Genomic DNA, 14,993 nt, shown 5'->3' on the forward strand with positions numbered 1-14,993 from the left:
CCCACGCGGGGCTGCTCCGGCGGCGGAAGGTCCACCTCCCCGGGCCGGCGCGGCGGCCCGGGGTGTGCACCGCCTTCTGGGCAGAAGCGGCCGGACGGCACGGCCGAGATCAACGATCGTCATCGTGGTAGCCGTCGTAACTCTGATCGGGTGGAACCGGTTAGGACCGGGCGACGTCCCATCCCCGACCGGTCCTTTTGTCAGGAGTATCCCGACTGTGGAGAATGAGCATGTTCCGTACTCCCGCTCTGTCTGCTCTGACCGCGCTGCCGATGCTCGTCGCGTGCGCGGCTCCCGGTGCTTCGGCGTCGCCGCACCCACCACCGAGCTCGCAGCAATCCCTTTGGCCGCACCAGCAGGCTCTCACCGACGCCGCAGTCATCGTCGACTCTGCGGCAGGCGCGCGCTGGCCGGACGCGTACGCCGGCGTCAGTCTCGACGTCCCCGGCGGTGTGCTGCTGGTGCACCGCATCCCGGCGGCCGGGCTGGACGCTGCGGTGCGCGACCTGGCAGCGGGGGTGAGGGTCTGGTTCGTCGACGCCCGGCACTCCGCCCGCACGCTCGACGGGTGGGCCGGACGGGTCACCGCCGACGTGGGGTACTGGCAGCGCCGCGGCGTGGTCGTGCACAGCGTCGGCACGGACATCGGCCAGTGCGTCCGGGTGGAGGTGGCCAACCCGGGCCGGGACTCCGCGCCGATCATCGGCCACTACCAGGCCATGTCGCTGTGCGTGCGGCAGGGGTCGCCCGCGGAACCGCTCCCGGCGGGCTGACCGGGCCGGGGTTGGTGGGCTGGGCGGCAGACGTCGATGACGCCGGATCGGAGCAGTCGGACTTCTCCACCTGATCGTGAAGCGAGCCCCTTCCGCCTCTGGGCTGAACGTTACTGAACCATCACGATGGGGTGATGGGCGAGATGCCTCTTCGGCAGGCGAAGTTGCCGCCGGCTGGACGAGACCGTCGACTGGGGCACTCGCTGTGCGCGACGCCGGGAGAGTTCCAGGCCGACATCCGTTAAACCACGGATACGAGGAAGGTCCCCGACCGGCTTCCCTTCACGCTGCGTGGTGCTTGGTCGAGAAGAGCCTGCCTGGTTCGGGCGAGCCTTGCCATGGAAGTGAGCCCGCCACGGTGGCCGCGCCAGCCCTGGAGAGTCCGGCTGACGGCGCTCACGTAGGCCCAGCATCGAGGCGGGGCGTTAATCTGACAGATCCTCGGTCGGCTCCAGGTACATGCGACGCCGTGACGCGAGTAAGCTCGTGATCCTCTACAGAGGAGCGTGATGCGAGCTGTCTTCTTCCTCCGTGGCAACGCTTGGCTCACGGTGCTTGCCGGCGTGGTGCTCGGTGTGTCGGTGGGTGTGGCCGTGTTCGCGGCAGGCCAGTTGACCGGGTGGCGGCTTGCGGCGCTTGTCGGCGGATTCGTTGGTTTGGTGCTCGCGCCGATCTTCCGCGTGTACTCGACCGCGGGAGTCGAGATTCGCGACATCAAGGTCAAGGTTCCGCAGTTCGGTGAGGCGTCGTTCGTGCTGCAGCAGGATAGCCGTATGCAGGCGTATCGGCTTTACGCCGAGTTAAGTACTCGGGTAGCGACCACACCTCTGCCACAGGGGACCGGTCTGGTATCCGAGGCGATGGCGTCTCTGCACTCGTTGTTCACGATCACCCGGGAGGTGATCGCCACGGCGCCCCCACCCAAGCGTGGCCATAGCGGTCCCACTGTTCTAGACCTGGGACTGCGGATGCTCAACATCGAGTTGAGGCCGTTCCTGTCCTACTGGCGGCCGAGATTTGTCAGGTGGGAGAAGACGCAGGAGAAGGAGAAACCGGTCGAGGATGAGTGGCCGGACAATGAGGTTTTTCGTGCTGAGCTGGCCGCGCTTCAGCCACGCATGCGGGAGTTCATGTACGCCTTTGCTCGGCTGGCGGAGCTGACCGACGATCAGATGCGTATCACGTGGCCACAGGATGTCGAGCTTCCCGAGCAGCGCCATGCCCCGGCGACGACCGAGACGCAGCCGTCTCAACCACATGCCAAGCCATGAGCTTGCCGTATTCGAGGGCTATCGCTGGGGGATGGCTACACCGGACAAGCCGGCCAACCGTTGCGCGACCATGGTCAGCGGTTCGCGCAGCGCGGACAATTCGGTACGTAGCTGTGCCGCCATCGGCCACTGGCGTTCGTGTTGCCAGACGCCCACCGAGGCGGCGCGCTGCTCCTCGTACGCGGACAACTCCGTGTGCCATCGGACCAGGAAGGGGCGGAGTACGTCGTTGAGCAATTCTGCCGCGATGGTATGCACGGCTGCGGCATCCGGACCGTGCCTGCGCAGCGTGGCTCTGGTCGTGTCGAATAGCTGATGCAGCGAGTTCAGTGCCTCTCGGAGCAGCCCCTCGTGCTCGCCCAGCAACTGCACGCCGATCCGGGTGGTCAGCTCAATCTGCAGATCGAACGCCGCCGCCCGCTCGGCGGTCAAACCAGCATTGGTAGCCGGTAGCCTGCGGACTTGAGGTTCATCAAGGTCCATCACGGCGGCTAGGCCGTCGTAGGAGCCCCGGGTGGTGAGCACCGTGGCCGCTAACGCGGTTGGAGCGAACATCCGGCGCATAACCTGATCGGGAAGCTCTGCCGGAACGCCGTCAACTACCCACAGGCAGGCCAGACCCCGGCGCCCCAGCAGGATCGCCAAACCGTTCAAACAGCCCTCCAGCGACGACGCGTCAGCTACGCCGAGGGCGGCGCAGACCGACCGCAACTGCGCAGTGTAGGCCTCGATCGGGTTGACGCAGCCGTCAAGATCCATCCAGAAAACCCCACCGGGGAACGCTGCGGCGAACCGGATGGCGTACTCCTCAATCAGCGTTGTCTTTCCCGTGCCCGGCCCGCCCCGCAGAATGACCGTCGCGGGCACGCTCCGGCCGGTCAGCAGCGGTGCCACATGTGGATGCAACGCGCTATGCAGCCTCCACAGATGCGGAATCCGTCCCACAAAGTCTGGCGTCCCCCGACGCGGAGGAGCCGGCAGCCACAGCGCCGGCGTCAACATCTCCACCCGACCTATCGGCGTGTCCAGCCTGCGGACATGCTCTGCGACCTTCGCCGCGAGAGCAGCCGGCGAGTCAGATGCCGACCCCACAAGCCCGTGCCGGGAATCCCGCAATTCGACCGGATGGATGTGCTCACCACCAACCGCCGGATTTACCACCAGCACACGCCGGTACACATCACCTTCACGCTGGCCCGCCAGGTACGCCGCCGTCAACTCCCACTGACACGCCCGCCGCCGCGGGTAGTGCTCCGAGTAGAACGCCAGCAACACCAACGACGCGGCAAGCTCCCGATTGATCGTGCGACTGATACTCGCGAAGTCATCAACGACCGCCTCGTCCACGAAGACCCGCAGCCCTTGCCGCCACAATGCCGCTACGATCGGCGCCGCCAAGCTATGGTCACACCGGGCATAACTAACAAAGACATCCCAAATGGGCTCCCGGCTCCCGGCTCCCGGCTCCCGGCTCCCGGCTCCCGGCTCCCGGCTCCCGGCTCCCGGCTCCCGGCTCCCGGCTCCCGGCTCCCGGCTCCCGGCTCCCGGCTCCCGGCTCCCGGCTCCCGGCTCAACGAGTTGGCCGTTGGACTGGTTACGTCGGACATCGTTCCTTGCTAATTTTCGATCCGAGGCTTGGTGAGCCTGACCGGACTTGGCCGGTCCCGAGCCGCGAGTGTATGTCGCTCGGTCCGATCCGCCGTACTGGCCCAGGGCTGATGTCAACGACGTTCGAAAGTGACCCCCTAGAAGTGCTTTGTGACCTGCTCCCGTCCGGCTGCACCTCGTCGGACGGCGGGAGCATCGGAGACCGGACGCTCGCCCCCGACCGGACACCTACGCGGCTCACCGACACCGTCAGCCGCACCACGCGCTGCGGTTGGTCAAGGATGTCGACAATCCGTACGGCGGACCGGCGCCGGAACCGACGGCCTGGACCCTGAGCGCCTACCCGCAAGGCTCCACCGAGCGGTCGATCAGCGGCACCACCGGAGTGACCGGCGAGGTGACGCCGGACGTCAGCTACTCCCTCGGTGAGACCGCCGTGGCCGGGTTCGTTTAGCACCGGGATCCGGACGTGACGATTCTGCCGGCGGCCACCGGGAGCTGAGACGTGCTCGTGTGGACGGACGCACCTGACGCGGCAACACACAACACGCGCCTCGTCGTGAGAGAGGGCGATACGGTCACTAGCCGGACCCACGAACTACCCATAGCCACCGTCGACGTGCCCCTCGTCGCATGACGCACCGGCATCGACGGCGTGACGCTGCGATCGACCGGGGGACAGTCTGAACGTACCCGTGTCGCGGAACACGCCCGATTCTCACCGATGTGTAGCCAACCGCAGACGAGGAAGCGCCCCACTCCCGTGCTGGGCGGCGTCGGCCTGTAGCGGTGGTCTCCCCTTGCATCGGACCTGACCAGCCCTGCCGTTGGTTTCGGGGTTAGTCCTTGTCGCCTCTGGCGAGGAGGTGGCCCGTTCCGGGCTGAAAATCGTGTCGGTCGCTCGCTGACGTCGTCGCTCCTTGGTCCGTGTGAGGTCGTGAGTTAGTCGGACGCTGGTAGCCGCGTTATGGGCCCTTCACTGTTGAGAACCAGCGTGACGAGGGCGAGTAGCCCGCCAGCGACGCTGAGGGCGGGGAGCAAGCCACGGTGGTGATCCTCAAGAACGTCCCCGGGTCTCAGGATCACGCCCCGTGGCTGGAAACTAAACCGTCGTTGACCGACCGGCACAAGAATCAACCACCCCTGATCATGGAAGTTGCATGATCCTTTATAGTTCAGCTAGGTTGCCGTCAGTAGTCGGGTCAGCGCGCAGGATGACATCGATGTATGGTCACCCCTCCGGGAGAGATCGACTTCGATGGAGGATTTATGCTGCGCAAGTTGGGCATGGCAACTGCCTTAGCCCTGACCGCTGCGGTGACCGCGCTGGCGGTGCCGGGTGCCGCATCCGCCGGCGGTATAGCGACGGGGGCCTCTGGAGATCGCTCCACGTCCGCCGAAGGCGTCGCGCCGGTCGTCCCCGGCCCGGGCGTGACCTACTGGGTGGAGAAGAACCCGCCGCCGCCGTCACCGCGGGCACTCAAGCTGGCCGACGAGCTGGAGAACTCGATGCAACCGGCCGCCAGCGGAGGTGGCTGCAAGAACACGCAGGGGCTGGGTGTGTGTATCAGCTGGGCCCAGAGCACCAGCAGACTGAACAGTGACTTCTACGTCAACTCGTTCAGCGGCGTCTCGTCCTCGGGCACCGCCCGGCTGTACATCAACTACAAGGGCACGAACTACTACCAGTACACCGTGCTGACGGATCACTTCGGCAAGTACCCGACCGCCCAGTTCACCACCTCCGGCTCCGGGGTCGGCTACACCCTCGTCGACACGTTCAACCAGAACGGATCCTCGATCGGTGGGGGCACCAGCCCGTACCAGTACTTCCCGTAAGCCGAAAGGCATGAGCGGGGGTGGCCTTCAATCCCGGGTGGGTCACCCCCGCTCAGCTTTCCGCCACGTTCCGCTATGTCGTCTGGCCTGCGGCATCGACGATGCTTACGCTCAGGATCACCTCGCGGCGGCCCTGCGGCGTAGTGTTGCCGGCCTTGGGCATGACCTGCCAGCCGAGGAAGCGGTAGGTGCCCGGTTCGAAGATGAGGTCGTAGCGGTCGATGGCGCCGATGAGGGAAACGGCGACGCCGGAGCGACCCGCGGCGTCGGTCAGCGGGGACGAGGCGATGACACCGGGGATCTTCGCCGCTGCCTCGTACAGGGCGGCTCGCGACCGGGCGGGCAGGTATCCCCGCCGGATCAACACCCCGACGTTGGCGAACGTCTGTTCGTTGTCCGACGCGTTGCCAACACTCAGTGCCTTGAGGTAAGTCAGCATCTTCGCCGCGTCGGTCGGCAGCCCGTTGAGGTAAGCCGGATCCGGTGTGCACGCCCTGGTAGAGGTCTTCAGGCTGCCGTCGGCGGCCCACTCGGCCGCCCGACCGTCACGGCAGCCCGGAATGACAGTGGATTGCCGGCCACCCGCACGAGGGTGGCTGACCCACAACAGCCCGTCGCGAGTACCGTCGACGGACGCCCACGAGCGGGTGAGGGTCGTCTGGGGCTCACCGGCTCTGCCGGCGGGCGCGAAGCCCTTCGTCGTGGTGAGGATGAACTGGTCGGGACGCGGCGCCGCGGTCCCGTCGGCCCGGGCCACAGCGGCGGCCTGGCGGAGAATCTCCGCCGCTTCGGCGCTCGCCGCAGGCGGCCTCCCACCGATACTGGTCACCGAGGATCCCAGTAGAGCCAGCGCCCCCACCACGGCCGCGGCGGCGACAGTGGTGATCTTCCAGGACCACGTTCGGGCCGGCCTGGCCGTTTCCGCGATCAACTGCTGCACCGTCGTCCGCAGGTGCGGCGGCGGATCCGCCGGGCCGAGCAACGTCCTAACCCGGTCGATCATCTGCTGATCGTTCACATCGCCTCCTCTACCGCCCGTGTCGGGTCGGTGCCCCCGAGCGCAGTGCTGATCTTTCGTCGTGCACGGTTGAGCCGGGACCGCACCGTCCCGACAGGGATCCCGAGAGCGGTGGCGGTCTCCTCATAAGTGAGCTCTCCCCAGGCGATGAGCAGCAGGACATCACGATCCCTGGCCGCCAGCTCGGACAGAGCCTGGGCCAACGGCACGCGCAGCGTGTGCGCGGCAGCCCCTTCGACCGCGCGCTCCGCGGAGTCAGGCACCACGTTGACCGGCCCGTATCGCGACATCGCCCGGTAGTGCGCCCGTTCTCGCCGCCGGTGATGCGAAATCTCCCTAGTGAGGATGCCGAACAGCCAAGGCCGGGCATCGGCCCGAGACACGTCGTAGCGGTGGCGGTGGCGAAATGCGATCAGGAAGGTCTCAGACACCACGTCATCGACGACGTCGGCGCCGACGCGCCCACGCGCATACCGGTAAAGGGCTGCCGCATGCCGATCGAAGAGCTTCGTAAAGAAGGACCGGTCGGTCAGAGACTGCCTAACAAACCATGCGTCCGACTCCTGCCCGACGTCGATCCCATGATCAACGAGCATGCGCGGCTCGCCCAACCACTCGCCTCACACTAACCTCCTTCAGACACCGCCGATCCCTCAACTATGTATCTGCACGAGGGTCCGATCGGGTTCACGCTGCCGAACGCGCGTTTCGACCCGGCCAAGAACAACTCGGAGGATTGCTCTCCCAGTGCCGCCCGGGCACATGCGCAGTCGACCGGGACCTAGGTGTGATCGGGGTTCAGGCCGCTTGATGGCGTCGGTGGAGGAAGGCGAGGCTGGCGGCGCCGTCGGCGAGCTGCGCGCCCGGGCCTCGGCCGGCCGGCGTCTGGGCCCGCCGCTGCTGAGCATCCTCGACGAGGCCGCCAACATCTGCTAGCTACGGCAGTTCCCCAGCCTCTACTCCTACTACGGCTCGCACGGCCTGCCGATCATCACGATCCTCCAGTCCTACCCGCAGGGCGTTGACGTGTGGGGCCGCGAGGGCATGCGCAAGCTGTGGTCCGCAGCGAACGTCCGCACCTACGGCGGCGGCGTCGCCGACCCCGACTGGCTGAAAGAACTGTCCAAGCTGATCGGCGAGCACGACGTCACCACCCGTGCATTCCCTCGGTGACGCGTTGACGTTCAGCCGGGTGCCGCTGCTGTGGCCAATCCGGATCCGGGGCTGCCGGTGGACGCTGCTGGGCATGTGGGCGCCGCTGCGCTTTCGCACCGGCTCGCCCGCCGAACTGCTCCTGGTGCCCGCCCTGATCCTGGCTGGCGCGGTCAGCGCCTGGACCCTGATCGCGCCGTAGCCCCACCGGCCCGCCGCTGAACGCGTCTGTGGACTGTCGGCGCCCCGTGATATCCATTCATACCTTTTGGTGATGAGTTGATCATAGAAACGTCACGCCGTTCGTCAGTCCGCACAAGCACGGCGGGAGGCCGGTGCGCGGCTACTACCGTCTGAACTCGGTCTGGATCTTCTGGTTCGGGGCTGATCCTGATGTTGTTCTTTCATCGCCTACATCAGCAAGCACCAGTAGCGCCCCGCAGCGGCACGTGCTGGCCCCAGCCGGCCAGGCCGCACCTCGGCAAGCCGCGGCAGTAACTCCCATCATGAGGAAGGGTTTCGTCATAGCTCAGGCGGTTTCTGGTCGCTCGATCCCGTCATTGCCGCTGGGCGTCGCGTTCCAGGTGTCGCCCGCGTACGGAAAGACCGGCCCGCCAGTGGGTGCTCCGGTTGTGGGTTCGAACTGGTCGACTGGCGGGTAGGGCACGTGGTTCGCCCGGAAGGGGGTCGGGGTCAGCTCTGCGTTGGCGGACAGATGCACCGTGTTCCAGGGTCCGTGGGCCGGCGAAGCGAACCACGGGTTCGCAACCGTGCTGGTCTGTACTGGCATCTGGTGTACCGGGCCTTGCAGCGCCTGCCATTTGATCGCCGCGATTTTTTCGTCGATCTCGTCCTGTTCCAGGAACCGCTCGGCGTGAGGGTCGATGCCACCGCCGGGGGTGCGCCGGGGCAGCTCGATGCAGATCTCGACTAGCAGCGACGCCGGCGAGGGCAAGACCTCCCCGGCCGCCATCGCCGCCGCGGTGGTGGCGGCGGGTGTCGTGGTCGTTGATGGCATTGCACCGACCGCCGGTCTGGTCCTGCGGCGCCCTGCGTGATGGTTCTGCTGGCCGAGCGCGTACAAGCGGTTGATCTCGTCGACCTGCCGGGTGTACGGAGGGGCACCAACGGCTTTGCTGTACGCGTTGATCCAGTTGTCGATCGACTCTCGCCCCTTGGAGCGACCGTCCATCGTGGTGGTCAGCGTGTTCTTGGACATGCCACCGGCTGCGGCGATCCGGTCGAGGCTGAGGTTGGTGTTACGGATCATCGCCCTCAGAAACTCTCCGAGCTCCTTGGCCGGGGCATCGTCGGGGATGGGCTTGAACTGCTTCGGGGCGATCTTGGGCGGCACCTCGGTGGGCACCCGGCGCGGCCGTGGCACCGGACGGGAAGTCTTGTTCATGCCGTCAGACGTTCACCGACGCAGTGGCGCCCGGGCGGCCCGACCCGGCCAGGAGGTGCAGGACCTGATACGTGACCCCGAGCGCGAACGCGGTGACACCGCCGGCCGTGGACAAAGCAACCGCCGGTGCCATACCGGCGACGATCAAGACCAACGGCACCACCGTGGCCACCAGGACGACCACCAGGACGACCACCGTTCGCGGATCCAGCTGGGCACGTCCGGGAGCATGACCGCATGCGGACTCCGGCCCAGCAGGCCCGCCACCGGGGAGACAGCAACTTTTTACCATCGGTCGCACCTTCCACAGGGAAAGGGACCCCGCATCCCGTTAGGTTGCGCGGCCCGGGTTCTACGCAGGGGTGAACACGGCGCTGCGGGCTGCCACCCGTCAGTGCCGACCTAGCGCTACAGACGTTCTAGCGGCTCCGCGCACCATTCGGGATGTCGAATGCCCGACTCGATGTTCACGACGCGCTGATCGATCTTGGTGAACACCGCCCAGACCTGCGTCTGCGGACTTCCGTCATGTTCACCAAGATCCACTCAAGGGTAAATAACAACAGGTCAGGGATTGCGTGAACGAGATCGACTGAGCAGGGTGGTGTTTGTTCGGCGAAGTCCTGGCCATTGGTCGCACGGGTTCGGCCTTGAACAGGACGCGGGGTCCCTGCTGCTACAGGGACCCCGCACGCGTACCGCCACCCGTTGATGGCGGTACGCGGACCGGAAGCGGTCCGAGGCTCGGTGCGCCGAGCGGCCTGCCTCCGTACGGGCGTCGGCGATGGGCCTACATCGGGGTCCGACCGGAGTACGCCGGAAACCCGCCGTAGAGGTGCCGCTGCCGGTGGTGGAGCACATCCGGGGGTTGTTGGATCTCAAGCTGGACGTGGAGCCGGCGAATGACTCGTCGCGTACCGCCGAGCGGCATCGGGACCGGGTGCGGGAGCGGCTGGGGTTGACCTACGACCCGCCGGCCGCGCGAGAGCTGGCGGCGCGGGTGATCCGGGAGACAGCGCGGTCGAAGGACAACCCGGCGGATCTGATCAACGTCGCGCTTGAGGAACTGGTGAGAGCCCGGCTGGAACTGCCCGGCTACACCCACTCTTGATGAGCTGGCCGCCGAGATCCGTACCAGCGTGAACGGTGGTCATCCAGGCATGGCCTGGGTTTTCCCTACGCAGCGCCGCGAGGCCTGCGGCGGCCAGGCCGCGGCGGCGGTAGGCCGGCAGGGTGTACGGCTTGGGGCACACCCGTCATGGCCTGCTCAACGAACCGGACCGGGGGTCAGGTCCGCCCTGACCCCCGTTGATCCTGCCGGTGATCGCGGTGGTCACCGGCTGGTCCGCACGGGTAACCGCCGGGCTCCCCAAGGCCCTGGGGACGTCGAAGAAGATGGCGTCCGAACAGGCCGCAGCTTGCTGGCTCAGCGGCGATTACGGTTACGCCGATCGCCATCCTGGATGGACTTTGCGGTGCGGCGCCGCTGCGAGGGCACGACGGCGAAGACCGGGTCGTTGACGTCACCCGGGTTGGAGAACACCACCGGCGGTGCCGCCGGTCGAGTGACCGGTGCTGTGACTGGCCTGGCGAGCACCAGTTCAGGTTCAGCCACCGGCTTGTGGTGCCCGGCTCGGACCAACAGGTCGTACACGGCCTCCACCGGCAGTCGACGACTCACCAGCATGAGGGAGGCCATGGCGTAGCCAGAGGCCATCACGGTCACCGGCACCGGGATGAGCTTGTCAAGCACGTTCGGGTTGACGCGCCGCGAGGCGAGATAGCCCGCGTCACGCGGTTCGAGTTCCGTACCGAGCCAGCGCCGCACCGATCGGTCGTCGAAACCTTCCCGCGCCCACCGGCCGGCCTCCTCCCGCCACTGCTGCACCTCGGACACTGCGATGCGCTCTCGACCCTGCAGATGCTCGGGCAGGAGCGCCCGCACCAGCCCCGGCAGTTCGCGGACCGACATGGAGGTAGGCCCGCCGCCACGTCGACGGCGATCGCGGGTCGAGACCGGCCGGCCGGCCGGCAGCGGCATCAGCAGCGGCCGCTGCGGTGGAGGAGCCGGACGGGCCTTCGCGGCCGCGCGGCGTGCCGACTCACTGATCACCGGCTTCACGGGCGGTAGTGCCGGAACCGGCCGGGCGGGCGGCTGGTGCGGGATGGCCGATCGTGATCCCAGCCGCATCGGCTGGTAGCCGGTCGACCAGCTCCTGCGCGCCGGGGGCCACTCCGGCGCGACGAGCACAAACCTCGGAGGCCTCGGCCTCCCGACCGGGCTCCCAACCGTCGCGCCCGGCGGCGTCGATGCGCCGCTGCCGCTCGTCGTAGACAGCCCTGTCCTGCGGGCTCAACCGGTCCGCGACCTGCTCGTAGTCGCGGCGCCGAAAACCCTGGTACTTCAGCGCGTGCACCACCTTCCAGTCCGCGCGGATCTTCTCCTCACCCCGGCCGGGAAAGCGTCGGCTCTCCAACCGGAGCCGCTCGTCGTACAGCCGGTTGCTCTCCTTGACCAACCGCCGGTACTCCTTGTCCGCCGCCACAGCCGTGGCGACCATCGCGTCGATCTGCTCAGGCAGCCTGGCCACGTCGACGGCGTCCAGCACGACGGTGACGTCGGCGCCGGTGTCGACCATGCACTCCTCGCCGTCCTCATCGAGGACGGTCTCCTGCGCGGAGGCATGCCCGCCCCGCCACGCCGCCTTGTCCTCTGCAGCGATCGGCAGCCCCAGGTGCACCTGCCGCCCGGCCGGGGTGTCCACCGCGGCGACGAGCGCCAGCTCCCCGTCCGCTCCGGCCACCGAGGCGCTGCCGACCAACCGCTCACCGTCACGCAGCACCATCCGGCCGCCGAGCCGCAGCCGGTCACGCAGCCTGTCCTTCGCGCCCTGGCCGGATCCGGCCGATGGTGTCACGGTCACGGTCGACTCCTTCGCGTCATCGGAAGCGGCCCCACCGGTGCCGCCATCGAGCAGGACCTCGTGGCCAGCGAGGTTCCCGCCGGCCTCGGCGACGACCTCAGCCACCCGGCCGTCACGGGCGTCGAAGTCGGCCAGAGCGGTACGCAGATGATCCGCGGCGGTGGCCACGGCCGCTTGGGCGACGCCGCAGGCCCGGCCCGCGTCGCGCAGGTGCTCCACCGTGGAGGACTGCATGTCCAGCGACTCGTACCGGTCGGCGGCGTCGTCGAGCACGCCGGCGATCCCGCCGATCTCGTCGACGCGGTCCCCGGCGGTGGCGATCGCGGCGGTGAACGCTGCCCGGATCTGCTCCGGGCCGCTCGTGTCGAGCATCATCGCCGCTTCTGCCGGGGCGGGTCGACGAGCAGCACGTCGGCCGGCCGGTCGCGTGGGATCACCACGATCTTCTGCTCGCCGCGGTGACTACGGATGGTGATGGCGTCACCGTCGCGGCTCAGGACCGTCCACGCGGTGCCGCGCGGCGGCCGGGTGTACCAGCTGTGGTCCCAGCCGCGGACCCGGCCGTCCGGGCCGGCCGCCCACGTTGACCCGATCGCGGTCTGAACCCACGTGTCGCCGGGAGCGAGGTCGAGCATGGGCATCTCGCGCAACTACTCCCAGCCGATGCCGTGGTCCTGCTCCATGTCAGCACTCCCCGGTCAGGTCGGCCACGTACTCGACCGCCGCGCCGTCAGCTCGGGCGGTCCAGCCGTGACAGGCCACGCCGGCGTCGGCGAGCACCGCGCTGGCCCACCGGCACGCCTGGTCGACGCCGGCGGCGGTCAGCGCGTCGTGGTCGGCGTGGGGCTTTTCGTCGGCCAGCAGCAGCCACGCTTCGTCGGCCGGGTCGAACAGCAGCCGCCACTCTCCCACCGGCCCGGGCCCGCCGGCCGCCGCGGTGGGGTCGCCGGCGTGGGCGGCGAGGTACGCCGCCCGGCCGGGCAGCAACTGCCCGTCGGTCCAGCCGGTGACCTTGATGCGGTGCCGCTCGGCGAGCAGCTCGGTGGCCCACGCCTGGGCGGCGTCGACGTCGTCGAGGTTGGTCAGGTGCTCCGCGTACGCGGCCGGCTCGTCGACCCGCAGGTCGTAGTGCAGCAGCCAGCAACACGCGTCGTCGCCGTCGAAGGACAGCGACACCCGCTCCGGGGTGGCCTCGTCGACCTGGCCCGCGGGCTCGCCGTCCGGCGGGGCGATGGCAGCCAGACGTGCCTGCTCCCACTCGCTCGGGGTGTAGCCGGCCTCCTGAACGAGGCGGTCCAGCCACGCCTTGTCGCTCTCGGTCCAGGACCGGTAGGTAGCGCGGGCCTGCACCTCGCAGCGGGCGATCCCGAGGGCGTGCGCGGCCTGCACCCGAGTGGTCCAGTCCGCCTTGCGGACGTCCTCCCACCAGCGGTAGTTGGGCAGGGCCGGGTCGGGGCCGACGCCGGCGGCGACGAGCCACCGGTGCGCGAGCTGGGCGCACTCGCTGCCAGGTGCCCACAGCCAGGCGTCGATGATGACCTGCGCCGACTTCGGCAGCCTCGGCGCGCGGGCGGCCAGCAGCGCGGCGGCCTCGGCTCGGGCTGTCATCGACGTGCGGCGTTCCCTGTCGTCGGTGATCCGCTGCTGATCGGCGGGGCTGCGGTTGTCCGCGGCCTTGGGCTTCCGGCCGGTCGAGTAGTACGTGACCGCTCCCCAGGAGTCGATGCCGGCGGCCAGCTATCCGCTGGACCTCGTTGACCAGGTTCGCGGCGCTCCAGTGGGCCCGGCGGTCGTCGCGCAGCTGGTACGCGGCGAGCATCAGCTCCTGGTCGCCTCCGGCGGCGTCGACGAACGCGAGCGCGTCCTTGATCTGCAGGGCCGGCTCCTGCGCGTCGCCCTAGTCGTCGTCGGGCCTCTGGTCGGTCTCCAACGCGGCCAGCATCGCCTCGGGCAGCTTGAGCAGCTTCAACCGCTTAGACACGTGCGACTGCGAGCAGCCGACCTTGGCCGCGATGTCGCGCTGCTTCCGCCCGGCGGCCTCCTGCTCGGCGAAGGCGCGGGCCTCCTCGACGGGGCTCAGCGGTGCCCGGGCCACGTTCTCCGCCGTCATCACGTCCAACTGCGCCAGCGGATCGTCGGCGATGGCGTCCTCGCGGACCAGCACGTTCAGCGTGGCCTCCGGGTCGTCCCCGTAGACCCGGCCGGCTGCGGTACGTCGACGGGCGCCGACCAGCACCACCCACTTGGTGCCGGCTATCTTCTTGGCGTGCTTCGGCCACGCCGCGGCGACTCGGTCCGCAGGCAGCACCACCGGCGGTTGGATGACACCGACCTCCCGAATCGACGCCTCCAGCTCACCCAAGTCGCCCAACACCTTGCGCGGGTTCGCCGGATGGGTAATGACGTCGGACAGCTCGGCCGACTCCGGCCGCATCGGCGCGACGACTACCGGGCTTGATTCCTGGGAATCAGTGGCGTCCTCGCTGAATAGCTCAAGACACATGTCGGGTAAGCCGGGCGCCTTCGCGGCAGAACCTCGGGTAGCCTTGTAGCGCGACGGGGCCGCTAGCTCAATCGGTAGAGCTGCTGACTTTTAATCAGTAGGTTCGGGGTTCGAGCCCCCGGCGGCCCACCAAGAAACCACCTTTGACCTGCACGTATAGCCTTACATCTTAGTGATGCTTGCCTATGATGTTGTTGGTTGTGCGCCGCGCCGGATCGCGTCAGATCGCGCTAAAATCACCGTCTTTTGGCCGTGCGAGCTTCGATCCCACCGTGCGTATCGCCGAGACTGACGGTGTGGGTGACCCAGCTGCGGCCTGCTGGTGCTCGCCGCGCCGGCGCAGGACGTGTGGCCGGCGGGGACAGGGTCGGTCTTCTCACCAGTCGAGACCAGGGGCGGCGACCATGAGACATCCCGTGGGCTGCACAGGATGAGGCGGGTGATCGTGAGTTGGCTGTAGGCATGGTCCAGCTTTTCTGCGGTAGCGGCATGGAAAGGAC

16 protein-coding genes, 1 tRNA gene and 1 pseudogene are annotated in these 14,993 nt (G+C 68.2%); 8 read left to right on the plus strand and 10 right to left on the minus strand.

What is annotated here, in order from left to right:
• Positions 1–230 precede the first annotated feature (230 nt).
• Together O7622_RS05635 and O7622_RS05640 are read left to right on the plus strand one after the other, a co-directional pair.
• Positions 231–773 carry a hypothetical protein gene (locus tag O7622_RS05635; protein WP_282312168.1) on the plus strand — a complete coding sequence of 181 codons (543 nt, stop codon included), beginning with the start codon at positions 231–233 and terminating at the stop codon, positions 771–773.
• A gap of 509 nt (positions 774–1,282) precedes the next feature.
• The gene (locus O7622_RS05640) at positions 1,283–2,044 is read left to right on the plus strand and encodes a hypothetical protein (RefSeq protein ID WP_282312170.1); all 762 of its coding nucleotides are present in this window, start codon (positions 1,283–1,285) and stop codon (positions 2,042–2,044) included.
• An 18-nt stretch (positions 2,045–2,062) separates the two neighbouring features.
• On the opposite strand, the gene O7622_RS05645 is transcribed toward O7622_RS05640, so the two are convergent.
• Positions 2,063–3,880: a toll/interleukin-1 receptor domain-containing protein gene (locus O7622_RS05645; protein WP_282312171.1), complete on the minus strand. Its 1,818-nt coding sequence runs from the start codon at positions 3,878–3,880 to the stop codon at positions 2,063–2,065.
• 43 nt (positions 3,881–3,923) lie between these two features.
• Here O7622_RS05645 and O7622_RS05650 point away from each other — a divergent pair, with 43 nt between their 5' ends.
• Positions 3,924–4,106 carry a hypothetical protein gene (locus tag O7622_RS05650; RefSeq protein ID WP_282312172.1) on the plus strand — a complete coding sequence of 61 codons (183 nt, stop codon included), beginning with the start codon at positions 3,924–3,926 and terminating at the stop codon, positions 4,104–4,106.
• Positions 4,107–5,083: 977 nt separating this feature from the next.
• Complete coding sequence (locus tag O7622_RS05655) at positions 5,084–5,491, plus strand: hypothetical protein (RefSeq protein WP_282312174.1); 408 nt, start codon at positions 5,084–5,086, stop codon at positions 5,489–5,491.
• A 73-nt stretch (positions 5,492–5,564) separates the two neighbouring features.
• Here the strand turns inward: O7622_RS05655 and O7622_RS05660 are convergent, their stop codons facing one another.
• Together O7622_RS05660 and O7622_RS05665 are read right to left on the minus strand one after the other, a co-directional pair.
• On the minus strand, positions 5,565–6,509 hold the full coding sequence (locus O7622_RS05660; RefSeq protein WP_282312175.1) for a CU044_5270 family protein: 945 nt from the start codon (positions 6,507–6,509) through the stop codon (positions 5,565–5,567).
• Positions 6,506–7,120 (minus strand): RNA polymerase sigma factor, encoded by a 615-nt coding sequence (locus O7622_RS05665; protein ID WP_282312176.1) that lies wholly within the window; start codon positions 7,118–7,120, stop codon positions 6,506–6,508. Before O7622_RS05665 ends, O7622_RS05660 begins: the two co-directional genes overlap by 4 nt.
• Positions 7,121–7,505: 385 nt before the next feature.
• On the opposite strand from O7622_RS05665, the gene O7622_RS05670 reads away from it, so the two are divergent.
• Together O7622_RS05670 and O7622_RS05675 are read left to right on the plus strand one after the other, a co-directional pair.
• Positions 7,506–7,682, plus strand: coding sequence for a TraM recognition domain-containing protein (locus O7622_RS05670; RefSeq protein ID WP_282314049.1), 177 nt, complete (start codon positions 7,506–7,508; stop codon positions 7,680–7,682).
• Positions 7,666–7,863 (plus strand): annotated as a pseudogene (locus tag O7622_RS05675) (hypothetical protein); the annotation flags it as partial. The gene O7622_RS05670 and the pseudogene O7622_RS05675, both read left to right, overlap by 17 nt.
• A 327-nt stretch (positions 7,864–8,190) precedes the next feature.
• Here O7622_RS05675 and O7622_RS05680 read toward each other — a convergent pair.
• Both O7622_RS05680 and O7622_RS05685 read right to left on the minus strand, forming a co-directional pair.
• Entirely contained in the window at positions 8,191–9,066 is an 876-nt protein-coding gene (locus tag O7622_RS05680) for a helix-turn-helix transcriptional regulator (RefSeq protein WP_282312178.1), read from the minus strand.
• Between the two features lie 4 nt (positions 9,067–9,070).
• Positions 9,071–9,262: a hypothetical protein gene (locus O7622_RS05685; RefSeq protein ID WP_282312179.1), complete on the minus strand. Its 192-nt coding sequence runs from the start codon at positions 9,260–9,262 to the stop codon at positions 9,071–9,073.
• A 588-nt stretch (positions 9,263–9,850) separates the two neighbouring features.
• Here O7622_RS05685 and O7622_RS05690 point away from each other — a divergent pair.
• Entirely contained in the window at positions 9,851–10,177 is a 327-nt protein-coding gene (locus tag O7622_RS05690; RefSeq protein ID WP_282312180.1) for a DUF4158 domain-containing protein, read from the plus strand.
• Positions 10,178–10,492: 315 nt separating this feature from the next.
• On the opposite strand, the gene O7622_RS05695 is transcribed toward O7622_RS05690, so the two are convergent.
• The 5 genes from O7622_RS05695 to O7622_RS05715 form a co-directional block, all read right to left on the minus strand.
• Complete coding sequence (locus O7622_RS05695) at positions 10,493–11,188, minus strand: hypothetical protein (RefSeq protein ID WP_282312181.1); 696 nt, start codon at positions 11,186–11,188, stop codon at positions 10,493–10,495.
• On the minus strand, positions 11,169–12,365 hold the full coding sequence (locus O7622_RS05700) for a hypothetical protein (RefSeq protein ID WP_282312182.1): 1,197 nt from the start codon (positions 12,363–12,365) through the stop codon (positions 11,169–11,171). Before O7622_RS05700 ends, O7622_RS05695 begins: the two co-directional genes overlap by 20 nt.
• A complete protein-coding gene (locus O7622_RS05705; protein WP_282312183.1) occupies positions 12,362–12,631 on the minus strand; it encodes a hypothetical protein in 270 nt (89 codons plus the stop codon). Before O7622_RS05705 ends, O7622_RS05700 begins: the two co-directional genes overlap by 4 nt.
• Before the next feature lie 43 nt (positions 12,632–12,674).
• Positions 12,675–13,598 carry a hypothetical protein gene (locus O7622_RS05710; protein ID WP_282312184.1) on the minus strand — a complete coding sequence of 308 codons (924 nt, stop codon included), beginning with the start codon at positions 13,596–13,598 and terminating at the stop codon, positions 12,675–12,677.
• 289 nt (positions 13,599–13,887) lie between these two features.
• A complete protein-coding gene (locus tag O7622_RS05715) occupies positions 13,888–14,424 on the minus strand; it encodes a ParB/RepB/Spo0J family partition protein (RefSeq protein ID WP_282312185.1) in 537 nt (178 codons plus the stop codon).
• Between the two features lie 125 nt (positions 14,425–14,549).
• On the opposite strand from O7622_RS05715, the gene O7622_RS05720 reads away from it, so the two are divergent.
• Positions 14,550–14,625, plus strand: a tRNA-Lys gene (locus O7622_RS05720).
• Positions 14,626–14,993 lie beyond the last annotated feature (368 nt).

The organism is Micromonospora sp. WMMD1076 (genome assembly GCF_029581475.1).
In the GTDB taxonomy this organism is placed as follows: Bacteria; Actinomycetota; Actinomycetes; order Mycobacteriales; family Micromonosporaceae; genus Micromonospora; species Micromonospora aurantiaca.

Excerpts from the sequence above, each read along its gene's own strand:
- O7622_RS05635 (WP_282312168.1), top strand. The coding sequence starts at position 231 with ATGTTCCGTACTCCCGCTCTGTCTGCTCTGACCGCGCTGCCGATGCTC.
- O7622_RS05640 (WP_282312170.1), top strand. The coding sequence starts at position 1,283 with ATGCGAGCTGTCTTCTTCCTCCGTGGCAACGCTTGGCTCACGGTGCTT.
- O7622_RS05680 (WP_282312178.1), bottom strand. The coding sequence starts at position 9,066 with ATGAACAAGACTTCCCGTCCGGTGCCACGGCCGCGCCGGGTGCCCACC.
- O7622_RS05690 (WP_282312180.1), top strand. The coding sequence starts at position 9,851 with ATGGGCCTACATCGGGGTCCGACCGGAGTACGCCGGAAACCCGCCGTA.
- O7622_RS05700 (WP_282312182.1), bottom strand. The coding sequence starts at position 12,365 with ATGATGCTCGACACGAGCGGCCCGGAGCAGATCCGGGCAGCGTTCACC.
- O7622_RS05705 (WP_282312183.1), bottom strand. The coding sequence starts at position 12,631 with ATGCCCATGCTCGACCTCGCTCCCGGCGACACGTGGGTTCAGACCGCG.
- O7622_RS05710 (WP_282312184.1), bottom strand. The coding sequence starts at position 13,598 with ATGACAGCCCGAGCCGAGGCCGCCGCGCTGCTGGCCGCCCGCGCGCCG.
- O7622_RS05715 (WP_282312185.1), bottom strand. The coding sequence starts at position 14,424 with ATGCGGCCGGAGTCGGCCGAGCTGTCCGACGTCATTACCCATCCGGCG.